The organism is Bacillus cereus group sp. MYBK79-1, assembly GCF_051915365.1.
Taxonomy (GTDB): Bacteria; Bacillota; Bacilli; order Bacillales; family Bacillaceae_G; genus Bacillus_A.
Genome location: NZ_JBQAEO010000012.1, coordinates 25,528 through 51,311, shown reverse-complemented (window position 1 = coordinate 51,311; position 25,784 = coordinate 25,528). Strand labels below are relative to the sequence as shown.

Sequence of the window (25,784 nt, the reverse complement as noted above, 5' to 3'; positions counted from 1 at the left end):
TTACATGATATTTTCTCATCTTGCTACGCTATTACAAATTGACCTCATACAATTTTTTCTCAAATTTAATTCCAAGAAGCCCTTTCCCCCCTAATCAATATTTTATTTTCATGTGTAATCTGTATTAGAGCCATTTCATATTGAGAAAGTCTTTTCGAATCAAATAAAGCGTTTACACCAAATCTTACATTTGCTACGATTTAATCACCCCAGCTCCCTTGTATAGACTTCGTGATGTCTGATCATTTTTATCTAGACGTTTCATTTTGGTTTATTGGCGCATGCCTTTAAATATATCTTTTATTTTGAAAGGAGAAATGACTATGAAATCAAAAAAATTCACGCTGCTATTACTATCCCTACTACTCTTCTTACCTCTTTTTCTCACAAACTTTATTACTCCAAATTTCGCATTAGCAGATTCACCAAAGCAAGGTCAAAAAATTGTTGGGTATTTTCCTTCTTGGGGCATTTACGGACGTAATTATCAAGTTGCAGACATTGATGCATCAAAGCTAACTCATTTAAACTATGCTTTCGCTGATATTTGCTGGAATGGAAAACACGGAAACCCTTCTACTCACCCCGATAATCCAAATAAGCAAACGTGGAACTGTAAAGAATCTGGTGTACCACTGCAAAATAAAGAGGTTCCTAATGGTACTCTCGTACTCGGCGAACCATGGGCTGATGTCACAAAATCTTATCCGGGATCAGGTACAACTTGGGAAGATTGTGATAAATACGCCCGTTGCGGAAATTTCGGAGAACTGAAACGATTAAAAGCTAAGTATCCTCACTTAAAAACAATTATTTCCGTTGGTGGCTGGACTTGGTCTAATCGCTTTTCTGACATGGCCGCCGATGAAAAAACAAGAAAAGTATTCGCTGAATCTACAGTAGCTTTTCTTCGCGAATATGGATTTGACGGTGTTGATTTAGATTGGGAATACCCAGGCGTTGAAACAATTCCTGGTGGTAGTTATCGTCCTGAAGATAAGCAAAACTTCACCCTACTCCTTCAAGATGTTCGAAATGCATTAACGAAAGCTGGTGCAGAAGATGGGAAACAATATTTACTAACAATCGCGTCAGGTGCAAGCCAACGTTATGCGGATCATACAGAGCTAAAGAAAATCTCTCAAATACTGGATTGGATTAATATTATGACATATGATTTCCATGGTGGATGGGAAGCTACTTCTAACCATAATGCAGCTCTATACAAAGACCCGAATGATCCAGCAGCGGATACGAAATTTTATGTAGATGGTGCGATAGACATTTATATAAATGAAGGGGTTCCAGCGGATAAAATCGTATTAGGTGTACCTTTTTACGGACGTGGATGGAAAAGTTGCGGAAAAGAAAATAACGGCCAATACCAACCTTGTAAGCCAGGTAGTGATGGAAAACTCGCTTCTAAAGGAACTTGGGATGATTATTCTACCGGTGACACAGGTGTGTACGATTATGGTGATTTAGCAGCTAATTATGTTAATAAAAATGGTTTTGTTCGCGGATGGAACGATGTAGCAAAAGTACCTTATTTATATAATGCGACTACAGGAACGTTTATTAGCTATGATGACAGCGAATCTATGAAATATAAAACAGACTATATAAAAACAAAAGGTTTAAGTGGCGCAATGTTTTGGGAACTAAGCGGGGATTGCCGTACAAGTCCAAAATATAGTTGTAGTGGACCTAAATTACTTGATACCTTAGTAAAAGAGTTACTTGGTGGACCTATTACTCAAAAAGATACCGAATCACCAACAAACGTAAAAAACATTGCTGTTACAAATAAAAACTCAAACTCCGCTCAATTAAACTGGACTGCATCTACTGATAACGTAGGAGTTACGGAATATGAAATTACTGCCGGAGAAGAGAAATGGAGTACAACTACAAATAGCATTACAATTAAAAACTTAAAATCTAATACAGAATACACATTTTCAATAATAGCAAAAGATGCTGCTGGGAATAAATCACAGCCTACTTCTATTATTGTAAAAACAGACGATGCTAACACAACACCTCCTGGTGGAAATGGGAATGCTACTTTTTCAGTCACTTCAAATTGGGGAAGTGGTTACAACTTCTCGATTGTAATTAAAAATAGTGGAACGACCCCTATTAAAAACTGGAAATTAGAATTTGATTACAACGGCAATTTAACACAAGTTTGGGATTCTAAAATTAGTAGTAAAATAAATAATCATTACGTAATTACGAATGCAGGATGGAATGGTGAAATTCCTCCTGGAGGATCGGTTACAATTGGAGGTGCAGGAACAGGCAACCCTGCTGAACTTGTAAATACATCCATTAGCGAAAACTAAACGTAATTTCCATTAATTATTTCACTAAAGTTTGAATTTAGGTTTGAGTGCTCTATCCTAAATTCAAACTTTTAATTTTATGAAAAAGCACAAACAAACATTATAATAACCTATTATAGTCATATTTAGTTTATAATATGAAGTTCGTGTGAAGTTCATCTGAATTTTACATGAATTTCCTTTGAGTTCTATTGTCTTCCTATACCAATCACATTATCCTTTACATATAGGAATTAATTTTCATTCCATTTCAAACTATCTATATATACAAAGAAAGATAGTCGCCTATTAGGGAAAGGCATCTAGTATTATTATAAATATAAACATAACAAAAGAAAAAGCACGCTTATAAGCGCACCATAAGAGTGCTTCTTCATACAATTCTCATGTAAGAGTTCTCGAAAATCATGTTAATCGCAAAGAAAAGGCATTAGCTTATACAAGCTAATGCCTTTTCTTTATTCATATCGTTCAGCGTTCCATTCTTCTATATTCCATACTTTTGTTATCCACGCTTCATAGAAAGAAGGCTCATGTGAGACAAGTAAAACTGTTCCTTTATATTGCTGTAACGCTTCCTGCAAAGACTTCTTTGTTTCTATATCCAAATGATTAGTCGGTTCATCTAAAATTAAAACATTGCTTTTCGTTACGATAAGTTCACATAAACGTACTTTCGTTTGTTCCCCGCCGCTTAATAAACGAATAGGTTTTAATACATGTTCCTCTTTCAATCCACACTTTGCTAATGCTTGGCGTACTTCTTTCTTTGTCATATCTGGTCGTTCCGCCCAAACTTTCTCTAATGGTGTTGTTTCTGATGCAAACTCTTCCTGTGCAAAATAGGCAGGATTTACTCGTTCTCCAACGGAAATTGAACCACTTAGCGGCTTTATTTGACCTAATAACGTTTTTAACATTGTCGTTTTTCCAATACCATTATGACCAACGATCGCTATCTTTTCTCCTTTTTTCACTTGCAAATTCAATTCTGGACATAACGGATCACTATAACCTATCGTTAATTTCTCAGCTTGCAATATACGACTCACTGGCTCCTCATAAACATTGAAATCAAAACGGGATCGAGTTACATGAGTAACCTTTTCAATCCTTTGCATTTTCTCTAATACTTTCTCTCGACTTTTAGCCTGTTTCGCTTTTCGAATTTTATTTTTTTGGATAAATGTTTCTAACTGAGAAATTTCTTTTTGTTGTTTCGCATACGCCGATTGTAATTGTTTCTTTTGCACTTGAAAACTTTGTACAAACTTTTCATAATTTCCTACGTATCGCTTCACTTTCCCTCCTTCTAGATGATAAATAACATTCGTAATACTGTTCAAAAATACTTCGTCATGTGAAATGATCACATAAGCTTTTTCATACAGTCTCAAATACGATTGCAACCATTCTATATGAGCTGTATCTAGATAGTTTGTTGGCTCATCTAATAATAAAACATCAGCTTTTTCTAAAAGGAGCTTCCCAAGTAATAACTTTGTGCGCTGTCCTCCACTTAACTTTGAAACATCCTTTTTCAACCCTATTTCAAATAACCCTAAACCGATTGCTATTTCTTCAATTTCTGTATGAATTTGATAGAAATTAGAGCTTTCCAATATAGCTTGTAATTCCCCATATCTTACTAACAGTTTTTCTATTTCTTCTGCTCCATCCATTTCTTCTGCAATTTTTAACATTTCGCGTTCAATCGCATACAAATCCGAAAATGCACTTTGTAAATATCCTTCAATGGTGATCCCCTCTTGTAAATCCATATGCTGCTGTAAAAAACCTACCTTCATCTGTGGAAACCATTCAATGCTTCCGTCATCATGTATAAGTTCTCCTGTTAAAATCTTTAACAATGTTGATTTTCCAATTCCATTTTCCCCAACTAATCCAACATGCTCGCCCTTTAATAGTCGAAAACATGCATTATATAAAATGGTTTTCTCACCATACGAATGACTTAAATTTTCTACTGTTAATATACTCATTTTTTCTCTCCTCTACTTATAGTTCATAAGCTAAATAGAGAGAGCAACAGTATAAAGCCTTATTTAATTGTATATATAAAAAATGGGTAAGGTGAATACACCTTACCCATTACATATTATCGTAAAAAAGGATTAAGGTTCTTTACCTGCTGTCTTCAATTTAGCTTAATCATTAAAAATGGGCAGACTTCTCCCGTATCAAGCTAAAACCATTTGAAGAACAGTTGATAAAGTCATTTTATCCTTTCACTCCTTTAACATTTGTTATATTAAGAGTATAAACTACTCTGTTATATTCTATTCTCTATTTTTCTTTTTGTTCCTTCTCCGTTTTTTCATTTTCTGCGTAAATTTCTTTATACATCTTTTCTAATGCATATGGACTTGTAAAGATGAGCGTTAACGATTTCCACATATAAATTCTTCTTTGTAGTTCTATCCCATACTCTTTACTAACCATATTTTTCACTTCTGGAATATGCTCTTCGTTTTGAAATTGTTGTACAGATTTCAATTCCTTCGTCTTAAAATCCGTTAAAAGGCCTATTACAGTTCGTCCATGTTCCTGCGACCTTTCTTCTAAATCAAACTGAATTGAATGAACAAAACCTAAAACGTGAAAGATTTGAGCATGCAACCCGACAGCAGCACGCTGTTCCATTAAGCTGTAGCACTCTCGTTTTAACTCTTCTACCATTTCTAAAGAATTTCTATTAACTGTCCTTTTGCCGACAAACATAATTTTTACAATATGAGCGACTGACCCCATACTTTTTAATACACTCTCTAAAATTTCTACTGCATCTTCCACATAACCATTTGAAATTATAGAATGAATAAATTCATCTAATAGCGCTTGAAACTTTTTAACTAAATGTAAATCACGTAATTCTGGAACACCTTTTCTCAATTGATCCCGGCCTTGAACCCACTTTAAAACTTCTGTCATTTCTTCTTCTTTTAATTCATGATGTTCCATACCATACTTCATCAATAAAATATGATTTTTTAATAAGGACTTTCCTTCTTCAAGATTATCAGCTGTTAACGAATCAACTATTTGCTCTATAGATTTCATCTTTCTCCCCCTATATAAAAAGCCTCTTAACAGCGATTATACCAAAAACTGTTAAAAGGCTTTTTCTATTTTTTCATATAAGGAGCTAATACTCTCAAAATTTCTTCCTTATCCTTCTTTAACTCAAGTGATGTTAACATATCCATCGTTCTCGGCCTAGGTAATTTCACTTGTACCTCACCAACTATTGAGGCTGGTCTTTGAGATAAAATAAAGACGCGATCCGAAAGCAAAATTGCCTCATCTAAGTCATGTGTAACCATAACAATTGTTTGCTTCTCTTGGTGCCAAGAGTTTAAAAGCCAGCTATGTACTTCCATTTTTGTAAAGGCATCTAATTTTCCAAAAGGCTCATCGAGTAGCATAATTGGCTTTTCACATAAATATGTGCGCAAAAAACTAATTCTTTGACGCATACCACCAGACAATTCATCTGGATAATGGTCTGCATATTCATCTAGTTCAAATTGCTTTAATGCTTCCATTCCCTCTGTCAGCCTTTGTTTTTTCGGTTTCCCTTCGATTTCCAATGGAAGAACTATATTTTGCAAAGCTGATCGCCACGGTAGTAATAAATCCTGCTGCGGCATATAACTTACAACATCTTGCTCTTGTACGTGCCTATCCTTATACGTTACATTCCCACTTGTTGGGTTTTCAACATTTGCAATCATATTTAATAATGTGCTTTTCCCGCAACCACTCGGTCCTACAAAGGAAACGAACTCTCCCTCTCGTATAGAAGCACTAATATTTGCTAATACATTCTTTCCATCAAAAGCTTTTACAACCTCTTTTATTTGTAATCCACTCATTTTTCACTTGGAAGGAACTCATTTGTAAAGGCATCTTTCACATCAATTTTCTTCTTAATAACTTTGTTATCATATAAGAAATTCATGTAATTCGTCCAAACGTCTTCCTTCTGTACTCCCCACGCTTTTGCATCATCTTGATACTTCGTACTTAACCATTTTTGACTTTCTTGTACTAACTCTTTATTCACATCTGGAACTGCTTTAATTAAAATATCAGCAGCAGCTTTCGGTTCTTTAATTGCAAAATTATAACCTTCTGTCGTTGCACTCATAAACTTTTTCACAAAGTCTTTATCTTGCTTCGTATGTTTTTCACTCGTAATAATAACAGGACTATAGAAATCAAGCGCTGGGTCTAAGTCTTTCACCATAATCGTATTTAACTCTTTTCCTTGGCGCTTCGCTTCAATTCCATCCCATCCGTAATAAATCCATTCAAAGTCTGCATCACGGCCGATTGATTTAAAGAAATCGGTTTGTCCTAAGATGATTTTTTCAACTTTATTAAAATCAGCTTTATGTTTCTCCATAATTGTCTTCAACGTTGCTTCTTCTGCTGGTCCTCCCCAGCCTCCGTAACGTTTACCTTCAAAATCTTTTGGTGACGTCATATTATCTTTCTTAAGCGATGCAAAAGCTGAAGTGTTATGCTGAATAATCGCTCCTACAGATACAACAGGTATACCTTCCACACGAGCCAACGTTACATTTTCTTGTGCGCTTATTGCGAAGTCAGCTTTTCCTGAAGCTATCATTTGCTCCGCTGTCACATTATCACCTGGCTGAATAATTTCTACATCTAATCCTTGCTTTTTATAATACTCGTTCGCTTGCGCTACATATAAACCAGTATGATTCGTATTCGGAAACCAATCTAATACTACTTTTACTTTTTGATCTTTACTTGCACTTTCTTCTTTCTTCGCCGGATTACATCCAGCCACACCTACTGCTAATAAGGCAGCCAACATAACTTTTAAACCTTTTTTCATTTTCTGCCGTCCTTTCTATATATCCATGGTGCTGTTATTCTTGCCATAAACTCTACGATAAAATACAGGCATAATGTCACCATAACAATAATTGCTGCCACGCCAAATACTCGGGCTGTTAAAAAGGATTTTGTAGCCCTTGTAAGCATAACTCCTAATCCTTCGCTTGCACCGAGCCATTCTCCAATAATTGCTCCCATTACGCTATATGTAACTGCAATTTTTAAACCTGAGAAAAAGTATGGAAGCACTGCGGGAAACTTTACTTTCTGGTAAACTTGCCATTTCGTTGCCTTCATCGTTTGCAACAACTTCAACATATTTTTATCTACCGTTTGAAAACCTTCTAAAATGCTAAGCGCAATCGGGAAGAAACAAACGAGTATGACTACCATTACTTTCGGTAGCATTCCATATCCAAACCAAATAATAAATAACGGTGCAAGTACAACGATTGGAATCGTTTGCGAAATAACAAGCAACGGATTTATTAAAATACGAAATAAAGGGATAACGTCCATAATAATTGCAATACTTGTCCCAATTAAAATCGCAAAGAACAGTCCGATTAGAACCTCTTGTAACGTTTGCATCGTATTCGGTAATAGTAAATCTTTCATTCCAATTAATTCTTGAACAATGGCAGAAGGCTTCGGCAAAATCCACGGTTCAATTTTAAATAATGAAACAGATCCTTCCCATATTGCAATGAGAAGGATAAGCCAAATTGTTGTAATTATTTTAGATTGCTTCTGGTTTTGCATATTCATCACGGTACTTCCAAACCTTTTCATCTATCGTTACACCAGTGCTTGGACGATAATGGATTTTAATAGAAGTAATCACTTCTTCTGCTCCAGCATCCACACAAGCTTGTTGCGCACGTTTAATGACGTCAAGAAGTACATCTAATTCTCCTTCCAGCGTTGTTTCCATTGCCCCTACTTCATAACGAACTCCCGATTGTTGTACAACTTCAATTGCTTTATCGACAACAGAATACACATCTTTATTCTTCGCTTGTGGTACTACTGAAAATGAAATTGTAACTTGTTGTGACATAGTAAAATCCCCCTTATAAAATAAAATGTTAAAACAAGAAAAGGCTTTCCTACTGCGTAGGAAAGCCTTGTATGCAAGTTATTATAGAATAACATATGCTACATCACTTTAAGTAACTCCCTACGCTGGCATTATCCAGATCAGGTTGAGGGTCGATGTATACTTACATCCTCTCAGCCAATTGGCTCCCCGGTCCTTAATTCGTTTTCATTGTAGCATGATTTATTTTATTGAACAAACAAAAGCGTGTATAATCATTTCATTTAACTTTTGAATTCCCCAATTAACTCTTGTAACTCCTGTGAAAGCCAGCTTAAAGAACTAGCTAATTCAGCAATATCTTGTACAGACATTTCCTGTTCTTTCATACTTTCTTCAATATTACTACTACTATTCGCATACGTGTTTGCGATAAGCGATAGTTCATTTACAACACGAACTATATTTTGGCTATTTTGCAATATATCACTTGAATTGCTAGAAACAACTCTAACTTGATTTGTAACAGATTGTGCTGATTTTGAAATTTTTTCAAAGAAAGTACCACTACTTTCAACAAGTTTCATTCCAGATCCTACTTCTTTTGAAGCTTTTTGCATTGAAGCAACAGCTTCTTCCGTTTCAGCTTGTGTTTCCCCTATTAATTTCGCTATATCTTTTGCTGATGCTTCCGTCTGCTCTGCTAATTTACGCACTTCATCAGCAACAGCTTCAAATCCCTTTCCGCTTGCATCAGTACGTGAAGCTTCAATAGAAGCATGTAAAGCTAGCGAATTCGTTTGATTTGAAATACCTGTAATTACATTGACAATATCTCTAATTTCTTTTGATCTTGTTTCCAAAGAATGAATGATAGAAGATAAATCTTGTACTGCATTTTGTATTATATTCATTTGATTAATCGCCTGTTTAATAACACCATTTCCTTTTACTGAATGATGCTTCGTACCTTCAGACTCTTTCGCCATTTGTTCTGCAGCATTCTTTATCTCTTCCATCTTATCTTCCATTTCACATACAATACCTAAATACTGTGGTACTGACGTTTCTTGTGATTGAGCGCCAGCTCTTAATCCAACCATAGAACTTACGATTTCTTGAACTGCCATACTATTCTCTTTCGTACTCACTGACAATTCTTGTGAAGATGAGGAAACCTGTTCTGCTGTCTGCTTCACTTTATCTATAATTCCTTTAAACTTCTCGATGGTATTATTAAAATATGCATTAATAATACCAATATCATCTGGTCTTTCCTCTAATTTAATACTTAAATCACCTTCACCGACTTTACGCAATCCTTCACGTAAATCTCGCAATGGAGCAAGTGCGTTACGTACGATTAAGAATTGAATAACAGTGGCAATTAGAACAGAAATACAAATAAACATTAAACCTTGTATAATGAATCTTTCCTTTGTAATAGGAACAATAGAGGCATCTACATCGGCTGCAACAATTGCCACAATATTTCCGTCTCCATCTTTAATTGGCTCTAATATCGTTACCCATGTTCCTAATGCATCTTCATATACTACTGTCATGTTTGCTTTTTTTGTGTTCATTACTTTATCATATGCTTCCATCCAAAGATCTGGTTGTTTATAATATTCTCCCGGCCTTACTTCAACAACATTTGCTAACCCTGTAGACAAATCAACGATTAGTAACTCACCTTTTTCATTTTCTTTTGCTCCAACAATATAGGTTTGTCCAACACTATTCAATTCTTCCGTTGCTTCATCTAATTTCTCTGTTAACTTCTCTCTCTTTTCTCTTTGTGCCACTGGATCTTTTGTAACATCTCTCACTATTTCTTCGTCTAATTTATGTAATACCGTATCTCCTGTTTCAAAAGAATGCCTTTCAAATATAGACATCATGCTATTTTGAAACATGTTAAAACTTAACGCTCCCATAGTACCAACAAGCGTCAAAATAACTAACACAGTTAACAATACATTCTTTTGAAGAAATGATAGTTTGTGCCAATATTTTTTCATTAACATCACCTTTCTTAATTAACGTACTATAAAGTAACGCTATTAAAATATACACCCTATTAATAAACGATAACAGTTCTCATTTGTTTATAAACAAAAAAAAGACCAATGAAAAGAGCATTGGTCAAGACCAACCCTATCCGTCCGGTAACTGGCTAGCATAACCTTTCGGCCTTAGCTCCTGTAGTTTTGCGTCCTAATGTTTCCATCAGTTTGCCTTTCTCGCTGAACGAGTTGAACGATATGGGAGTTCTATGAGAATTACATTATTCTCTATCAAAGATTACAACATAAAAATTAAAATGTCTACCTATTTAGAGATGCAAATGTAAAGTTTCAATGTATTATTTTTTCGAAATAATTTAACAAAGTTCGTGAATGTTACATTTCTTGTGTTATATAATAAAAAATGTATATAACACAAGGATTATTTTGAGTATTTATTTTAATTTTCATTCAAATTAAATTATTCGAATATATCTTAACTAATGAATTTCGGAGGTAGTTTATCATGTTTTGGCTACAATTTCTTACGTTACTACTCTGTATTTTTATTGGCGCACGCCTAGGCGGAGTTGGTCTAGGAGTAATGGGTGGCGTTGGTATGGCAATACTTGTTTTCGTCTTCCACTTACAACCTACAGCTCCCCCTATTGATGTAATGCTTATGATTTTAGCAGTAATTACAGCTGCCGGTGCACTGCAAGCCGCTGGAGGAATGGACTACCTTGTTCATCTGGCTGAGAAAGCATTACGAAAAAATCCAAAGCGCATTACATTCTTTGCTCCAATTGTTACTTATTTATTTACACTGTGCGCAGGAACTGGTCACGTTGCTTATTCTGTACTTCCTGTTATCGCAGAAGTCTCTCGCGAATCTGGGATTAGACCGGAACGACCAATGTCAATTGCCGTAATCGCTTCCCAACAAGCAATTACAGCTAGCCCTATATCAGCTGCAACAGTTGCCCTTTTAGCAATGCTAGCTGACTATAAAATCACTTTATTAGATATTTTAAAAGTAAGTATTCCTTCTACCTTCATCGCTTGTATGGTAGCTGCATTTGTTGCTAGCAAAATGGGGAAAGAATTAAATGAAGACCCTGAATACTTGAAACGTTTAAAAGAAGGAATGATTCCTAAAATTGAAGAGAAAAAAGAATTTGTTGGTTTAAAAGGCGCTAAACTATCCGTTATCCTTTTCTTAGTAGGAACTTTCCTTGTCGTACTTCTCGGTTCATTTGAAGCACTTCGTCCAGGATGGATGGTCGACGGGAAGTTAGTTCGTCTTTCAATGCCAAACACAATTGAAATGGTTATGTTAACTATCGCAGCTCTTATTATTATTTTCTGCAAACCAAATGTAGAAAGCATCGTGTCTGGTAACGTCTTTAAAGCGGGGGCAACAGCAGTTGTTGCTATTTTCGGTATCGCTTGGATGGGAGATACTTTCTTTAACGGAAACTTAAATATGATTCAAGGATCAATTCAGCACCTAGTAACAAGTGCACCATGGCTATTTGCCATCGCATTATTCATTCTATCTATTTTATTATATAGCCAAGCCGCAACAGTACGTGCTTTAATGCCTCTTGGATTATCACTCGGTATTCCACCCGCACTATTAATCGCGATGTTCCCTGCAGTAAATGGATACTTCTTCATTCCAAACTATGGAACAATCGTTGCTGCCATTAACTTTGATCGCACTGGTACAACTGGCATTGGTAAATATGTTTTAAATCATAGCTTTATGATTCCAGGCCTAATCGCAACATTCACTTCTATCGGCATTGGAATGCTCTTAATATCAATTATGTTTTAAAGAAAAGCACAAACCTATAATTTAAAAGGGTTTGTGCTTTTTTAATCAAACGTTTGTTTAAATAAAGTGAAACTTTAATCAGTGGGGGTTTTCTTCATCCCCCACTGATTATTAGTTGAACCAATCGGACTTTTATGAGCAGTTGATCCCCCACCTAACTTCTTTGCTTTCGCTGAATTTTGAGGTGGGGGTCTTACTGCCCATTAAAGTCGGATAAACGAAACAACTCATTCTGCAACTCTACAAACCTATTTCGTTTCAAATAATCCCCCCTATTTCTAATAATTAATATCAAAAAAGCTATGCAGCATTTTAATACTACATAGCCTTCTTCTACAAACTCTTACTTACTTCCTCTACTAGCTTCTTCGTACTTTCATACACAGATTCCGCTAAACTAATCGCAGAAATAACGGAAACACCGTCCGCACCTGCTTCTATAACTGAAGCTGTATTTTCAATTGTAATGCCACCAATCGCGACGATTGGTATTATAATTCCTTGTTCTCTAAAATGAGCTAAACCTTTCGTTCCTTGCACTGCTTTCGTATCTTTTTTCGTACTCGTTGGAAAAACAGGGCCAACACCTAAATAATCAGCTCCGTTTTCAATTGCCCAGCACGCTTCTTCAATTGTATGTGTAGATACACCAATAATTTTATCCCCCATTTTTTCACGAACAGAAGTAATTCCTTCATCATCTTGTCCAACATGTACGCCATCTGCATCTAACTCGATAGCTAGTTCCACATCATCATTTACAATGAATGGGACACCGTACTCCTTACAAATTGCTTGTAGTTCTTTTGCGAAACAAATACGCTTCTCTCCCGTTAAAGCCCCTTCCCCCTTTTCACGGAATTGAAAAATTGTTATACCACCTTCAAGTGCATCTCTCAACACTTGTAGTGGCTCCTTCGTACAATTGTTACTTCCCATAATAAAATATACTGATAATAACTTAGACATTTCTGCCTTTGAAATACGCGACATTTATTTTCCCTCCTTACTATATAACCTCAATCTTCCCATACTTCTCTATATCATCTGAAGTCGTATTCGCTAACTGATTTAAAAATTCAATTTGGAAACTACCAGGTCCTTTTTCCACTGTCTTAGCAGCTGCCAATTCTGCCGCTACACCATAAAACGTTAATGCCGCTACTGCTGCCTTTACATAATCTTTTTCTACTGCTACAAATGCTCCTATTACAGAAGTTAGTAAACAACCAGTTCCCGTAACTTTCGTTAAAATAGGGTGACCATTTCGAATAAGAATCGTTCGCTCTCCATCTGTAACAACATCTTCTTTTCCAGTAATCACCGCAACTGTATTTAATTCATCAGCTGCCTGCCTTGCAATACTTACGACATTGCCATTTCCAGCACCGGCGTCTACCCCTTTAATTTCCCATCTCTCATTAATAACGTTCGCTATTTCTGCTGCATTTCCGCGAATAATTGCTAAATCAATTTCAGCCGGAATATGTCTCGCAACTTCTGTTCGATACGATGTTGCTCCTGCACCAACTGGATCAAACAGTACTGGTACATTGTTCACATTTGCTGATTTACCCGCGAGTAACATCGCTTCTACTTCTTCAGGACGAAGTGTCCCCATATTTAATACTAACGCTCCAGCAATGCTAGCCATTTCTGCTACTTCTTCTTTCGCATACGCCATTACAGGTGATGCTCCTAACGCTAACAAGCCGTTAGCTGTAAAATTTGTTACAACAACATTTGTAATATTATGAACAAGCGGATTAGACTCTCTCACCAAATCCACTACTTTACTAATTTCTTTCATATTCATCCTTCTCATCCCCTAACTATAGTAATGGGAGATACACAAAAAGGCACTTTGCGCGTACGCAAAGTGCCTGAACATGTGCTTTTACACTCTCCCTACGCTGGCATTATCCAACAGGTTCAAATGGTCAATGACGGATTAGTCATACTCTCAGCTTGCATCCACAAACTCCCATGTGCTTATTATTCTTCTACTTCAAAGTCTACTCTTATTCTAGTAAAATAACAAGTTCTTTACTTTTCTATTTAAATAGAAGCAACTAATAAGACAATAAGCATAATAACTATCTATTTCTCACAGTCTCATCATGGTGCATATTATGTTCTGTCGCCATCATTCTCTTTCAAACGGATGTTATCCCACTAAAAAACGTTCAAATCTGGAGCGAAACTGAATCTCAAGAAGATGTATGCTATAGTTAACGTATGGAAATTTGAAAGGATGTTTTAAATATGTCAAAAAGCGTTGTAATCGCTGAAAAGCCTTCCGTTGCACGTGATATTGCTCGCGTACTGAAGTGCGATAAAAAAGGAAACGGCTACCTTGAAGGTAGTAAATATATTGTAACTTGGGCTTTAGGCCATCTCGTTACATTAGCAGATCCAGAAAGCTATGATGTGAAATATAAAAAGTGGAATTTAGAAGATTTACCGATGCTACCTGAGCGTTTGAAATTAACGGTTATTAAACAAACTGGTAAACAATTTAATGCTGTGAAGAGTCAGCTTCTTAGAAAAGATGTAAATGAAATTATTGTAGCGACAGACGCTGGGCGCGAAGGAGAATTAGTCGCTCGCTGGATTATCGATAAAGTTCGAGTTAACAAACCGATCAAACGTCTATGGATTTCATCTGTTACTGATAAAGCAATTAAAGATGGCTTCGCTAATTTAAAACCAGGTAAAGCATATGACAATTTATACGCTTCGGCAGTTGCACGTTCAGAAGCTGATTGGTATATCGGTCTTAACGCGACTCGCGCTTTAACGACTCGCTTTAATGCCCAGCTAAATTGCGGCCGTGTGCAAACACCTACTGTAGCTATGATCGCTAATCGTGAAGATGAAATAAAGAACTTCAAAGCTCAAACTTACTACGGCATCGAAGCACAAACGACGAATCAGTTAAAACTAACTTGGCAAGATGCAAACGGCAATAGCCGCAGTTTTAATAAAGAAAAAATTGATAGCATCGTAAGAGGTTTAGATAAACATAATGCTACTGTTGTGGAAATTGATAAAAAACAGAAGAAGTCATTCTCTCCTGGTCTTTACGATTTAACTGAATTACAACGTGATGCAAATAAAAAGTTCGGTTACTCTGCGAAAGAAACGTTAAACATTATGCAGAAATTGTATGAGCAACATAAAGTGCTAACGTACCCTCGTACAGATTCACGCTATATTTCATCTGATATCGTTGGAACACTTCCAGAACGTCTAAAAGCATGTGGCGTTGGAGAGTACCGTCCTTTAGCACATAAAGTATTACAAAAGCCTATCAAGTCTAATAAGTCATTTGTTGATGATAGTAAAGTAAGTGATCATCACGCAATTATTCCGACAGAAGGATACGTTAACTTCTCGGCCTTCACAGATAAAGAACGTAAAATTTATGATTTAGTTGTAAAACGTTTCTTAGCCGTTTTATTCCCGGCATTCGAGTACGAGCAACTAACGTTACGCACAAAAGTTGGTAATGAAACATTCATTGCACGCGGAAAAACTATTCTGCATGCCGGTTGGAAAGAAATATATGAAAATCGCTTTGAAGATGATGATGTAACGGATGACGTAAAAGAACAACTTCTACCTCACATTGAAAAAGGCGATACATTAACTGTAAAGTTAATTATGCAAACATCAGGTCAAACAAAAGCACCTGCACGATTTAACGAAGCTACTTTACTTTCAGCAATGGAAAATCCTACGAAATATATGGATACGCAAAATAAACAACTTGCTGATACGTTAAAATCAACTGGTGGATTAGGTACTGTAGCAACGCGTGCTGATATTATCGACAAGCTATTCAATTCATTCTTACTTGAAAAACGTGGTAAAGATATTCACATTACCTCAAAAGGCCGTCAGTTACTTGATTTAGTGCCAGAAGAGTTAAAATCACCTACACTAACTGGTGAGTGGGAACAAAAGCTTGAAGCAATTGCGAAGGGTAAACTGAAAAAAGAAGTATTCATTTCAGAAATGAAGAACTATACGAAAGAAATTGTTTCTGAAATTAAATCAAGTGATAAAAAATATAAACATGACAACATTTCAACGAAGTCTTGTCCAGACTGTGGTAAACCAATGCTGGAGGTAAACGGTAAAAAAGGAAAAATGCTCGTTTGCCAAGACCGTGAATGTGGTCATCGTAAAAATGTATCTCGTACAACAAACGCTCGTTGCCCACAATGTAAGAAGAAGTTAGAATTACGTGGTGAAGGTGCAGGACAAATTTTCGCATGTAAATGTGGCTATCGCGAGAAATTATCGACATTCCAGGAAAGACGTAAAAAAGAATCTGGAAGCAAGGCTGATAAGCGCGACGTTCAAAAATATATGAAACAACAGAATAAAGAAGAACCATTAAACAACCCGTTCGCAGAAGCATTAAAGAAATTAAAATTTGATTAAACAAAAAGGTTCCTACCTCTATCGGTAGGAACCTTTTTGTTTAATGGATAATTTTACTTCCTTTTGCATTCTCAACAAACTTTTCACTCGATTTGTTAATTGGTGTTTTCAATAATAACGCAGCAATAACGATGACTACTACGAAAACACTTAATACAAGTAAATCTCTAATAACTATATCCCAAAGCATTCCACCTACTGTTTCACGAATTGCACTAATTGCATATGTGAATGGTAAGAACGGATAAATCGCTTGGAAGAATGGTGGTGTCATTTGAATTGGGAACGTACCACCCGATCCTGCTACTTGAAGCACAAGTAAAATGATTGCCATCGATTTGCCAACGTTTCCGAAGATAGAAACAAGTGAGTACACGATACAAACAAATACTCCGCCAATAAATAAACTAAATAACACAAACCAGAATTTATCGACTACGTACGTACCGAGTAAGAATATATCCCCCATCGATACGATAAACGCCTGCGAAAGACCTATCGTTAAGAATGTTAATAAACGTCCAAAGTATATTTCATGGCTCTTATAATTCGCGCCCTCTTCATGTACTTCTACCGTTAATAACGAAACCATTAATAGTGCGCCTACCCATAATGCAAGCACTGTGTAGAATGGTGACATTGCTGAACCGTAGTTCGGCATTGCAAATAATTTATTCTCTTTTAAATTTACTGGATTCGCGAAATAATCACTTTGCTTTTCAACATCATTTTTCAATAAGCGTATAATGTCTTTTATATCCTCTTCTGATTCAAAATCACGAATTTTATTTGCTAAGTCTTTAATCTTTTTCTCAGTTTCCGGCATTTCAGCTTTAATGTCTGCTAATTTCTTTTTACCGTCTACTAAGCCTTTTGATGAATCTTCTAGTAATTTTTTAACATCTGGAAGCTTTTTGTCTGCTTCTTTTAAAATTTGAGATGTGTTTTTAGACATCTCTTTTGTACGAGCAATAGCTGCATTGAAATTTGGAGTGATTTCAGAATCATATTTAGCTAAGATGTCACCTATTTGGCCCGAAACACTTTTAGATACTTTGTTAATACTCTCAATAACATCTGCTGCTGGTTTTTGGCCTTTATTAATAGCATCAATTCCTTTATCAGTTAAATCCATTCCTTTTTGCAAACCATCTTTTGCTTTGTTTAACTTAGTAATTGTACCATTAAGGTTTTTATCACTATTCACATCCGCTAAAACCTTATTTGTACTTTCCAGAACCGGAATCATATCATTAACTAAATTCCAACTTGCTTTGAACTGCCCATTTAAATCATTTAAGGCTACTTTTGTAGAGTCTAAACCGTTAACACCTTTATTACTTAAATCTGCTTTTGCCTTTTCGAGACTAGTTTTTAGTTTTGCGTAATCCGCTACAGCCTGATCATAGTTCTCTCTACCATTGTTTAATATCTCATTAGCTTTGTTTATATCTTGATTTAAATTACCTCTAAGTTGCTGCGCATTTCCCTGCACATTTTCAGCCTTATTTTTCAGTTGTTCAGCTGTACTTACTGCTTTTTCAAAATCAGCTACAAACGTTGCATTATAATCCTTTTCAGCTTGATTTACTAAATTATTTACTGCATCTAATTTTTGATTTACAGCATCACGTACATCTTGTTTAACTTCTTGTCCGGAACTAATTAAATCTCCTACATGCTTTACTCTATTATTAGCATCCTCCATAGAATTTTTAAGCACTGTTAAACTTTCCACTCTGTTCCCAAAGAACTGTTTACCGAAGTCCGTTGAAGCTGATTCCTTAAAAGCTGTAAAGAAATCAATCAAATATGAAACACTATCAATACGCTCTTGAAGGAGCTTTGAAGCATCCTGCACATTTTTCTGTGCTACAGCTGGATCCACACCCTTATTTTGAAGACCATCCATAACACTTTTTACATATGCCGTTCCAACACGAGTAGAATTGAAAACATTGTTTACAGTTTGATCAATATTTTTAGCAATGTTTTTATACCCCTCACCATTCACTTGTGGTAAGGCTGGAATCTCTGGTATTTGTGGAATAGTTATATTAGGTAACTCCGGTAATTTGGCTGGATCTGGCAATGTCAGATTAAAGTCAAATGCCGGATTTTTTAAGTAATCCGTAATTTCCGCTGCAGCATCCAACCCCTGCTTCATTACGGTTAAATTATTTTTAATAGTTCCCGGAGCCCGATTCAGTGTTTCATCATTTCTCGCAAAGAATTTATCTAAATTCCCTAACGCTTCTTGCCCATCATTAATAACACTTTCTACAACCGGCAACTCTTTTTGCGCTACTTTCACAATATCCTCTGCTCGAGTCGCATCATCTAACGCCTTATCCATCAGTGTATTCATTTCTGGGAACTGCGCTTCTAACTTAAAGACAAGATCCTTTACCTTCTCAATACTTGGCAAGTTCGTTTCTAAATCGATTCCAAGATCGTTGAAGATTTCAAAAATCTCGCCGTTTGCTGTTTTAACAAAGTTTTTACTAATCTCTTCTGTAAGACCCGATGCACCTTTAGCTGTAATCTTCGGCGCAATGGCATTTACCTTTTCATTTACGTAATAATCAATTTCTGGTTTCTGTGGATTTTCATTCAAGACTGTTGCAATCTTTTCTGAAAAATCTTTTGGAATAGTAATACTTGCAGAGTAATCTCCACGCTCTACCCCATAAATTGCTTGCTTTTCATCAACAAACTTCCACCCAAAATTTTTGTCCTTCTTAAGTGAATCTACAATTTCTTTCCCAATGTTAATATCTTTTCCTCTTAAATTTGATCCAGCATCTTGGTTAGAAACTGCAATCTGGATTCCTTTCGTATTTCCATAAGGATCCCAGGAAGCTTTAATGTTAAACCATGCATATAACGATGGTAAAATCATTAACCCTAAAACAATAACAATTGCAGCCCAATGTTTAGCTACATTCCGTAAATCTGTCTTATAAATACGCCAAATTTGTTTCATAGAAGTTATCACCTAATTATATATTTTTCCTTCTTTAGAAAATGATACATACATTTTGCAATTATATCACTTTCTACATCGTGGATTAAACGAAAACACACTATTTTTCCCATTAAATATTTCACTTACTTCATTATATAACGAAGTAAAAAAAGTATGCATACAAAATGACCAAATTAGTTTTACATTCAATAATAACAAATATATAGGAAATGTCATAAAAAATACAAGTATTTTCTCTTGGAAATACTTGTATTCCTAAAAAAATCCTCACAGCTTTTCATCATCTGTGAGGATTTCTTCTATTATATATCTACTTTTACTTCTACACCGAAATGATCTGAAATTACCTTTCGGTTTGTACCATTAAAAATGACTTTTGAAGAACGAACTTTTTCGCTTTGGTTACACAATATTAGATCGATTCGTAATTTATGTTTGTTTTCATCCCACCCAGCAATCTCACCTTGGACAGTTGTTCCTTCATCCTTCTCTATTGCTAGTTCATATGTGTCATACAAACCTTTTTGCATCATATATTCATAACCTTCGCCTTGCAAACGAGCATTGTTATTAAAGTCACCCATTAAGAAGGAAAGTTCATTACGATTTACACGCTCCATTAAACGATCAACTTGACCTTTGAATGACTCTTCTTCATCATTCCACCAACCGAGGTGACAAGAGTAAAACGTGATGTTCTTACCATTATAAGCAATTGTTGTACTTATAATTTTGCGCGTTTTCCAATACGTTGTATCCTTATTTTCTGAAATAAAGAACGTATCTTCTTTTACAACATTATGTTTCGTTACAATCGCTAATCCTTCTTCATACACATCATAACCAATATGAGAGAAATCCCAAGTAATATTGTAATCTTTTACATGTAACGCTTTTAACTCTTCTAATAGTAAAAGTCCAAAATTATCTTCTTTCTTGTTACCGCATACATTTTCAGCTTGTATCGACTGACTTACTTCTTGCAATGCGATCACATCATACTGTTCTTCTTGAATGACTTTAGCAAGATATTTTATCTTTTCTATTTGATTTTCTTCTTGCCAAGAGTGACAGTTTAAAGTTAGCAATTTCATATTATTACGCACCTAACATATCTTGAATGTCTGACTTTAATACGTCAGCTTTCGGACCATATACTGCTTGTACACCTTTATCTTTTACGATCAGCCCTAAAGCACCATTTTGTTTCCACTGTACTTCTGGTGCAACAACATCTAAATCTTTTACTGTTACACGTAAACGTGTCATACAAGCATCTACGTCAGCAATATTTTCTTTTCCACCTAATAAATCAATAACTTTTGTTGCTAATGAACCATCCTGTACATTTCCTGTTCCTTCTGATGACTCATCTTCATTATCAATATAGTTACCAGCACGTCCTGGTGTTGGTAAGTTGAACTTTTTAATTAAGAAATTGAATAATGTAAAGTTCAGACCGAAGAATACTAATGAAACGATAACGAAATTGATTAAATCCCTAGTTAGTCCTGCATTAACCATCATCGGTGTACGAGTAATTAATTCAATAAATCCAAATGCGTGAACACGTAAGTTAATTAAATCTGCTAATGCAAATGCAAGTCCTGTTGTAATTGCATATACAACATATAATACTGGAGCAATAAACATGAACATGAATTCAATTGGTTCTGTTACACCTGTTAAGAATACTGCTAATGCTGCTGATAAGAACATTGGTTTATATTTTGCACGTTTTTCTTTATCAACATTACGGAACATTGCGAATGCAATACCCATTAACGCTGCTGTTGAACCGATAACTTGTCCAGCTTTGAATCGGGCTGGTACAACATTATTTAATAGATCGTTATATGCTTTTGTATCTCCATTTGCTAATAAGTTATTTAAATCTGTAATCCATGCAAGCCATAAAGGATCTTGTCCTGCTACAACTTGTCCAATTTTTGAGCCAGTTAACATCGTATATGTTCCGCCTAGCTCTGTGTAGTTCATCGGAATCGTTAACATATGATGTAAACCGAATGGTAATAGTAAACGCTCTAACGTTCCATATACAAATGGTGCAACAACTGGTGCACTATCCTTTGAAGCTGCAATCCAGCGACCAAATTCATTTAATCCACTTTGGATGAATGGCCATAAAAGTGATAATACAATTGCAGTAACTGTAGACCAAACAATTACAACGAATGGTACGAATCGTTTTCCGTTAAAGAATGCTAATGCCTGTGGCAGTTTGTTATAGTTATAATATTTGTTATATAGAGTAGCTCCTAAGAAACCTGTGATAATCCCTACGAAAACTCCCATGTTTAATGCTGGTGCACCAAGTACAGAAGTAAAGTAATCTTTTACAACTAAATCTCCTGCTAATACTGAAGAAACTTTCGCTTTTGAATCCGCTAACATTTCAGCGTTTACGCCAAATATAGCTCCTGTAATTCTGTTTGTTAAGACGAATGCTAATAGTGCTGCAAATGCACCACCTGCGCGATCTTTCGCCCAAGATCCCCCAATTGCTACTGCGAATAAGATGTGTAGATTTGTGATAATTGCCCAACCGATGTCTTCCATTACGCGAGCGATTGTATGAACTGCGTTAATATCCCCAGCAGACATCCCAATTAACTTACCAATAGAAATCATTAAACCAGCTGCTGGCATTACAGCTACAACAACTAATAATGCTTTCCCGAACTTTTGCCAAAAATCAAAAGACGTAATTTTCATCTGTTCTTCCTCCCCTTTATTTATAATAACGTAATGATTTAAATTATAATTTCTGTTTCTATTATGAAAACGATTCCTTATGTTACTTTATTTTTATCTTTACGCAACCGTTTTCATAAATCTATTTTAATAAAAGCGTTTTCACTTTGCAATAGAAATTTATTTTTTTTCATAAAAAAAGATGCTCTAAGAGCATCCTTTTTTATTATGAAATGCGATAAACCCTTGTTTCATAAGGCTTTAACGTGATTGTAGTTACTCGTTCATGTTCCGCAACTTCATAGTTATTTAAAAGCAAACGTTTGCGTTCTAGTTCAAATGAACCCTCATTATATACAGCTTCCTCTTTTGAGATATTACTAATTACAACGATTTTTTCATCATTTAATGTACGAGTATACGCATAAATTTGTGGATCATCTTCTAAAAGTAAATCGTACGTACCGTAATTCAGTACATCGTGCTCTTTTTTCAAGGCAATCATTTTCTTATAGAAATTGAAAATAGAATTCTCTTCATTCTTTTGCTTTTCAACATTAATTTCTTTATAGTTTGGATTCATACCAAACCAAGGTGCACCTGCTGTTGTGAAGCCAGCATTCATCTCATCGTTCCATTGCATAGGTGTACGTGAATTATCGCGGCAAGAAGCCCATATAATCTCCATCATCTCTTGATGTGATACGCCCTCTGCCATTTTCTCTCGATATAAATTTTTAGTTGCTACATCATCGTAATCTTCAATATTTAATAATTGAACATTTGTCATCCCAATTTCTTGTCCTTGATAAATAAACGGTGTACCGTGCATAAAGAAATACATTGCTCCTAGAGCTGTTGCACTTTCACGCCAATATTGTTTATCATCTCCCCAAGTTGAAACGATACGTGGCTTATCGTGGTTCTCAATATATAAAGCATTCCAGCCTTTATTTTCTAACCCTTTTTGCCATTTCGTTAATACTTTTTTCAGTCCTACAACATCAAGATCTTTCTTCTTTTCTGCATCCCATAAGCTTAAATGTTCGAATTGGAATACCATATTGAACTTACCTTGCTGTTCTCCAACCCAAAGCTCAGCATCTTCAATCTTAACGCCATTAGCTTCACCAACAGTCATAATATCGTACTTAGAAAATGTATTTTCTTTTAACTCTTCTAATAAAGGTTGAATACCATCCACATTCATATGTTTATCAAAAGATGGTACATACTTTAATTCTTTTGGATTTGGCATATCTTTGAAGCCATCTTCTTTTTTAATATGGCTGATTGCATCCACGCGGAAACCATCAATTCCTTTATCAAGCCACCAATTAACTGTATCGTATAACACTTCGCGAACTTCTTTATTCTCCCAGTTTAAATCTGGTTGTTTACGCGAGAATAAGTGTAAATAATATTGTCCTGTTACTTCATCATATTCCCATGCCGAACCATTAAAAATACTTTCCCAGTTGTTTGGTTCCGCACCATCTTTACCATCATGCCAAATATACCAATCACGCTTCGGATTGTCTTTAGATGAACGAGACTCAATAAACCATGGATGTTCATCACTTGTATGATTAATAACTAAATCAATAATAAGCTTCATATCACGCTTATGAACTTCATCTAGTAAAGCATCAAAGTCTTCCATCGTACCAAACTCATCCATGATATCTTGATAATCACTAATGTCATAACCATTATCATCATTAGGTGACTTATACATTGGACAAATCCAAATTACATCTATACCTAAATCTTTTAAATAATCCAGTTTCGCAATAATACCCCGTAAATCTCCAATACCATCACCATTTGAATCCATAAAGCTACGTGGGTAAATTTGATAAGCAACCGCTTCTTTCCACCATGTCTTATTCATAGTCATTCTCTCCTTTTGCATCCCATCGGAATTTTTATGCAAACGTTTTCGTAACACTATCATAACAAAATATAAATAGTTTGCAACTGTTTTCATTGAACTCTATGTAGATTCCTTATTCTTATGCTTTATTTATTTCTCACAAAAACAAATCTCATTTCTCACCTGCTCTTGTCCACGCACGTTACATACGCTTTTCATATATTAATAAAAAGCACTGCTTGTTTTAGAAAGGAGTGATAAATTGAAACAAACAAAATTAACAGGTCGTATCGTCGTTCCCTCAGATCCTAACTATGACGTAGCCCGAATGAATTTAAATTTAAGTATTCCAAAACTCCCTTGTATTATTGTTTTTTGCCAAAATAAAAATGATGTCTGTAACGCCTTAAAATGGGCACGCGAACGTCATATACCATTTCGGTTAAGAAGTGGGCGTCATAGCTACGAAAATTTCTCCCTTTTAAATCGTGGACTTATTGTTGATGTGAGTGAAATGAATCAAATTACTGTTAATACCCAAAGTTTAACCGCAACAATTGAGGCCGGTGCAAATCTCGGCACTGTCTATAAAGAACTTTGGAAAGATGGTTTTACAATACCAGCCGGCACAAGCGCAAGTGTTGGTATTGTTGGATTGACACTTGGCGGTGGCATCGGTATGCTTTCACGCTTATTCGGATTAACATGTGATCAATTAGTAGAAGTTGAAATGGTACAAGCGTGCGGTAAGTTTGGGGCAAAAATCATTCGAGCAAACGAACATGAAAACCATAACTTGTTTTGGGCGTGCCGCGGCGGCGGCGGTGGAAACTTTGGCATTGTTACTTCCTTAACTTTTCGAGTCCATCCTATAAAGAACGTATCGATTTTCTCACTGACATGGGAATGGGAAGATTTTATTGCTGCATTCCAAGCTTGGCAAAGCTGGGCGCCTTATATAGACGAACGTCTCACTTCATCAATTGAATTATTTTCGAAACAACAAAATAAAATTGAAGTAAAGGGTGAGTTTGTTGGCTCTCCGTCTGAACTCCATTCCTTATTATCTCCTCTACTTGAAACTGGTACTCCCTCTCTTTTTATAGATGAAGTTCCGTATATAAAGGCTGTTCAATTTTTTAATAGCGGTAATATCCCTGAAAATTTTAAGCGCTCTGGTTCCTATGTATATAAACCTATTCCCCTTAAAGGAATTCAAATCATGCAATATTTTCTTTCTCATGCACCAAATAAAGATGCGAGTATTTGGCACCAATCACTCGTAGGTGCTGTTGAAAATATTACGCCTACTGAAACAGCTTATTTCCATCGTAAGGCAATTATTGCGCAAGAATACATTATCTCTTGGAAATGCGACGATGAAGAAAATCGTAATATACGCTGGGTTAAAAATTTACGAGAAAGCTTAGACCCTTATACACTAGGTGACTATGTCAATTGGCCCGATATCGACATTAAAAATTGGCAAACTAGTTATTATGGCCCTAACTTTCAAAGATTGCGTAAAGTGAAAACCATATATGACCCTTGCAATGTTTTTCGTTTTCAACAAAGTATCCCACCCTTTCATACGTAAAAAAGGAAGAACAGAATACTGTTCTT

Annotated in this window: 17 protein-coding genes and 3 riboswitches; of the genes, 4 read left to right on the top strand and 13 right to left on the bottom strand. The window is 35.6% G+C overall.

All coding sequences use genetic code 11. The annotated features are described in order from the left end of the window. Window positions 1–323: 323 nt before the first annotated feature. Complete coding sequence (locus ACTFOB_RS18625; protein WP_440029178.1) at window positions 324–2,348, top strand: glycosyl hydrolase family 18 protein; 2,025 nt, start codon at window positions 324–326, stop codon at window positions 2,346–2,348. Window positions 2,349–2,806: 458 nt separating this feature from the next. On the opposite strand, the gene ACTFOB_RS18620 is transcribed toward ACTFOB_RS18625, so the two are convergent. The 7 genes from ACTFOB_RS18620 to ACTFOB_RS18590 all read right to left on the bottom strand — a co-directional run bounded on the left by ACTFOB_RS18620 (window position 2,807) and on the right by ACTFOB_RS18590 (window position 10,304). Further along, window positions 2,807–4,351, bottom strand: a complete 1,545-nt coding sequence (locus ACTFOB_RS18620) for an ABC-F family ATP-binding cassette domain-containing protein (protein ID WP_440029180.1) — start codon at window positions 4,349–4,351, stop codon at window positions 2,807–2,809. A gap of 304 nt (window positions 4,352–4,655) precedes the next feature. After that, entirely contained in the window at window positions 4,656–5,429 is a 774-nt protein-coding gene (locus tag ACTFOB_RS18615) for a hypothetical protein (RefSeq protein WP_440029182.1), read from the bottom strand. 65 nt (window positions 5,430–5,494) lie between these two features. Then, complete coding sequence (locus ACTFOB_RS18610) at window positions 5,495–6,244, bottom strand: ABC transporter ATP-binding protein (RefSeq protein ID WP_440029184.1); 750 nt, start codon at window positions 6,242–6,244, stop codon at window positions 5,495–5,497. Continuing rightward, entirely contained in the window at window positions 6,241–7,239 is a 999-nt protein-coding gene (locus ACTFOB_RS18605) for an ABC transporter substrate-binding protein (RefSeq protein ID WP_440029186.1), read from the bottom strand. Before ACTFOB_RS18605 ends, ACTFOB_RS18610 begins: the two co-directional genes overlap by 4 nt. After that, entirely contained in the window at window positions 7,236–8,009 is a 774-nt protein-coding gene (locus ACTFOB_RS18600) for an ABC transporter permease (protein WP_001057159.1), read from the bottom strand. Before ACTFOB_RS18600 ends, ACTFOB_RS18605 begins: the two co-directional genes overlap by 4 nt. Beyond that, window positions 7,981–8,301 carry an MTH1187 family thiamine-binding protein gene (locus ACTFOB_RS18595; RefSeq protein ID WP_000082898.1) on the bottom strand — a complete coding sequence of 107 codons (321 nt, stop codon included), beginning with the start codon at window positions 8,299–8,301 and terminating at the stop codon, window positions 7,981–7,983. The genes ACTFOB_RS18600 and ACTFOB_RS18595 overlap by 29 nt, the downstream gene beginning before the upstream one ends. Window positions 8,302–8,401: 100 nt before the next feature. Further along, window positions 8,402–8,503: riboswitch (TPP riboswitch) on the bottom strand. Window positions 8,504–8,564: 61 nt separating this feature from the next. After that, window positions 8,565–10,304, bottom strand: coding sequence for a methyl-accepting chemotaxis protein (locus ACTFOB_RS18590; RefSeq protein WP_440029188.1), 1,740 nt, complete (start codon window positions 10,302–10,304; stop codon window positions 8,565–8,567). Window positions 10,305–10,447: 143 nt separating this feature from the next. Then, window positions 10,448–10,532, bottom strand: a riboswitch (cyclic di-GMP riboswitch). Between the two features lie 283 nt (window positions 10,533–10,815). Here ACTFOB_RS18590 and ACTFOB_RS18585 point away from each other — a divergent pair. Beyond that, a complete protein-coding gene (locus tag ACTFOB_RS18585; RefSeq protein ID WP_000498713.1) occupies window positions 10,816–12,129 on the top strand; it encodes an anaerobic C4-dicarboxylate transporter family protein in 1,314 nt (437 codons plus the stop codon). A 333-nt stretch (window positions 12,130–12,462) separates the two neighbouring features. Here the strand turns inward: ACTFOB_RS18585 and thiE are convergent, their stop codons facing one another. Further along, a complete protein-coding gene (gene thiE / locus ACTFOB_RS18580; RefSeq protein ID WP_440029189.1) occupies window positions 12,463–13,122 on the bottom strand; it encodes a thiamine phosphate synthase in 660 nt (219 codons plus the stop codon). 16 nt (window positions 13,123–13,138) lie between these two features. Continuing rightward, window positions 13,139–13,954: a hydroxyethylthiazole kinase gene (gene thiM, locus ACTFOB_RS18575; RefSeq protein WP_440029191.1), complete on the bottom strand. Its 816-nt coding sequence runs from the start codon at window positions 13,952–13,954 to the stop codon at window positions 13,139–13,141. Window positions 13,955–14,017: 63 nt separating this feature from the next. After that, a riboswitch (TPP riboswitch) is annotated at window positions 14,018–14,127 on the bottom strand. Window positions 14,128–14,394: 267 nt separating this feature from the next. On the opposite strand from thiM, the gene topB reads away from it, so the two are divergent. After that, the gene (topB, locus tag ACTFOB_RS18570; RefSeq protein WP_440029193.1) at window positions 14,395–16,581 is read left to right on the top strand and encodes a DNA topoisomerase III; all 2,187 of its coding nucleotides are present in this window, start codon (window positions 14,395–14,397) and stop codon (window positions 16,579–16,581) included. Between the two features lie 40 nt (window positions 16,582–16,621). Here topB and ACTFOB_RS18565 read toward each other — a convergent pair whose 3' ends face one another. From ACTFOB_RS18565 to ACTFOB_RS18550, 4 genes are all read right to left on the bottom strand, one after another. After that, complete coding sequence (locus tag ACTFOB_RS18565; RefSeq protein ID WP_440029194.1) at window positions 16,622–19,567, bottom strand: YhgE/Pip family protein; 2,946 nt, start codon at window positions 19,565–19,567, stop codon at window positions 16,622–16,624. Window positions 19,568–19,872: 305 nt separating this feature from the next. Continuing rightward, window positions 19,873–20,664 (bottom strand): endonuclease/exonuclease/phosphatase family protein, encoded by a 792-nt coding sequence (locus ACTFOB_RS18560; protein ID WP_440029196.1) that lies wholly within the window; start codon window positions 20,662–20,664, stop codon window positions 19,873–19,875. A gap of 4 nt (window positions 20,665–20,668) precedes the next feature. Continuing rightward, entirely contained in the window at window positions 20,669–22,306 is a 1,638-nt protein-coding gene (locus ACTFOB_RS18555) for a PTS transporter subunit IIBC (RefSeq protein ID WP_440029198.1), read from the bottom strand. Between the two features lie 205 nt (window positions 22,307–22,511). Continuing rightward, window positions 22,512–24,179: a glycoside hydrolase family 13 protein gene (locus ACTFOB_RS18550; protein ID WP_440029200.1), complete on the bottom strand. Its 1,668-nt coding sequence runs from the start codon at window positions 24,177–24,179 to the stop codon at window positions 22,512–22,514. Between the two features lie 244 nt (window positions 24,180–24,423). Between ACTFOB_RS18550 and ACTFOB_RS18545 the strand changes: the two genes are divergently transcribed. Then, window positions 24,424–25,758, top strand: a complete 1,335-nt coding sequence (locus ACTFOB_RS18545; RefSeq protein ID WP_440029202.1) for an FAD-binding oxidoreductase — start codon at window positions 24,424–24,426, stop codon at window positions 25,756–25,758. Window positions 25,759–25,784 lie beyond the last annotated feature (26 nt).

Excerpts from the sequence above, each read along its gene's own strand:
- ACTFOB_RS18555 (WP_440029198.1), bottom strand. The coding sequence starts at position 22,306 with ATGAAAATTACGTCTTTTGATTTTTGGCAAAAGTTCGGGAAAGCATTA.
- ACTFOB_RS18565 (WP_440029194.1), bottom strand. The coding sequence starts at position 19,567 with ATGAAACAAATTTGGCGTATTTATAAGACAGATTTACGGAATGTAGCT.
- thiM (WP_440029191.1), bottom strand. The coding sequence starts at position 13,954 with ATGAGAAGGATGAATATGAAAGAAATTAGTAAAGTAGTGGATTTGGTG.
- ACTFOB_RS18625 (WP_440029178.1), top strand. The coding sequence starts at position 324 with ATGAAATCAAAAAAATTCACGCTGCTATTACTATCCCTACTACTCTTC.
- ACTFOB_RS18620 (WP_440029180.1), bottom strand. The coding sequence starts at position 4,351 with ATGAGTATATTAACAGTAGAAAATTTAAGTCATTCGTATGGTGAGAAA.
- ACTFOB_RS18585 (WP_000498713.1), top strand. The coding sequence starts at position 10,816 with ATGTTTTGGCTACAATTTCTTACGTTACTACTCTGTATTTTTATTGGC.
- ACTFOB_RS18590 (WP_440029188.1), bottom strand. The coding sequence starts at position 10,304 with ATGAAAAAATATTGGCACAAACTATCATTTCTTCAAAAGAATGTATTG.
- ACTFOB_RS18550 (WP_440029200.1), bottom strand. The coding sequence starts at position 24,179 with ATGAATAAGACATGGTGGAAAGAAGCGGTTGCTTATCAAATTTACCCA.
- ACTFOB_RS18605 (WP_440029186.1), bottom strand. The coding sequence starts at position 7,239 with ATGAAAAAAGGTTTAAAAGTTATGTTGGCTGCCTTATTAGCAGTAGGT.
- topB (WP_440029193.1), top strand. The coding sequence starts at position 14,395 with ATGTCAAAAAGCGTTGTAATCGCTGAAAAGCCTTCCGTTGCACGTGAT.
- ACTFOB_RS18610 (WP_440029184.1), bottom strand. The coding sequence starts at position 6,244 with ATGAGTGGATTACAAATAAAAGAGGTTGTAAAAGCTTTTGATGGAAAG.
- thiE (WP_440029189.1), bottom strand. The coding sequence starts at position 13,122 with ATGTCGCGTATTTCAAAGGCAGAAATGTCTAAGTTATTATCAGTATAT.
- ACTFOB_RS18560 (WP_440029196.1), bottom strand. The coding sequence starts at position 20,664 with ATGAAATTGCTAACTTTAAACTGTCACTCTTGGCAAGAAGAAAATCAA.
- ACTFOB_RS18600 (WP_001057159.1), bottom strand. The coding sequence starts at position 8,009 with ATGAATATGCAAAACCAGAAGCAATCTAAAATAATTACAACAATTTGG.
- ACTFOB_RS18595 (WP_000082898.1), bottom strand. The coding sequence starts at position 8,301 with ATGTCACAACAAGTTACAATTTCATTTTCAGTAGTACCACAAGCGAAG.
- ACTFOB_RS18615 (WP_440029182.1), bottom strand. The coding sequence starts at position 5,429 with ATGAAATCTATAGAGCAAATAGTTGATTCGTTAACAGCTGATAATCTT.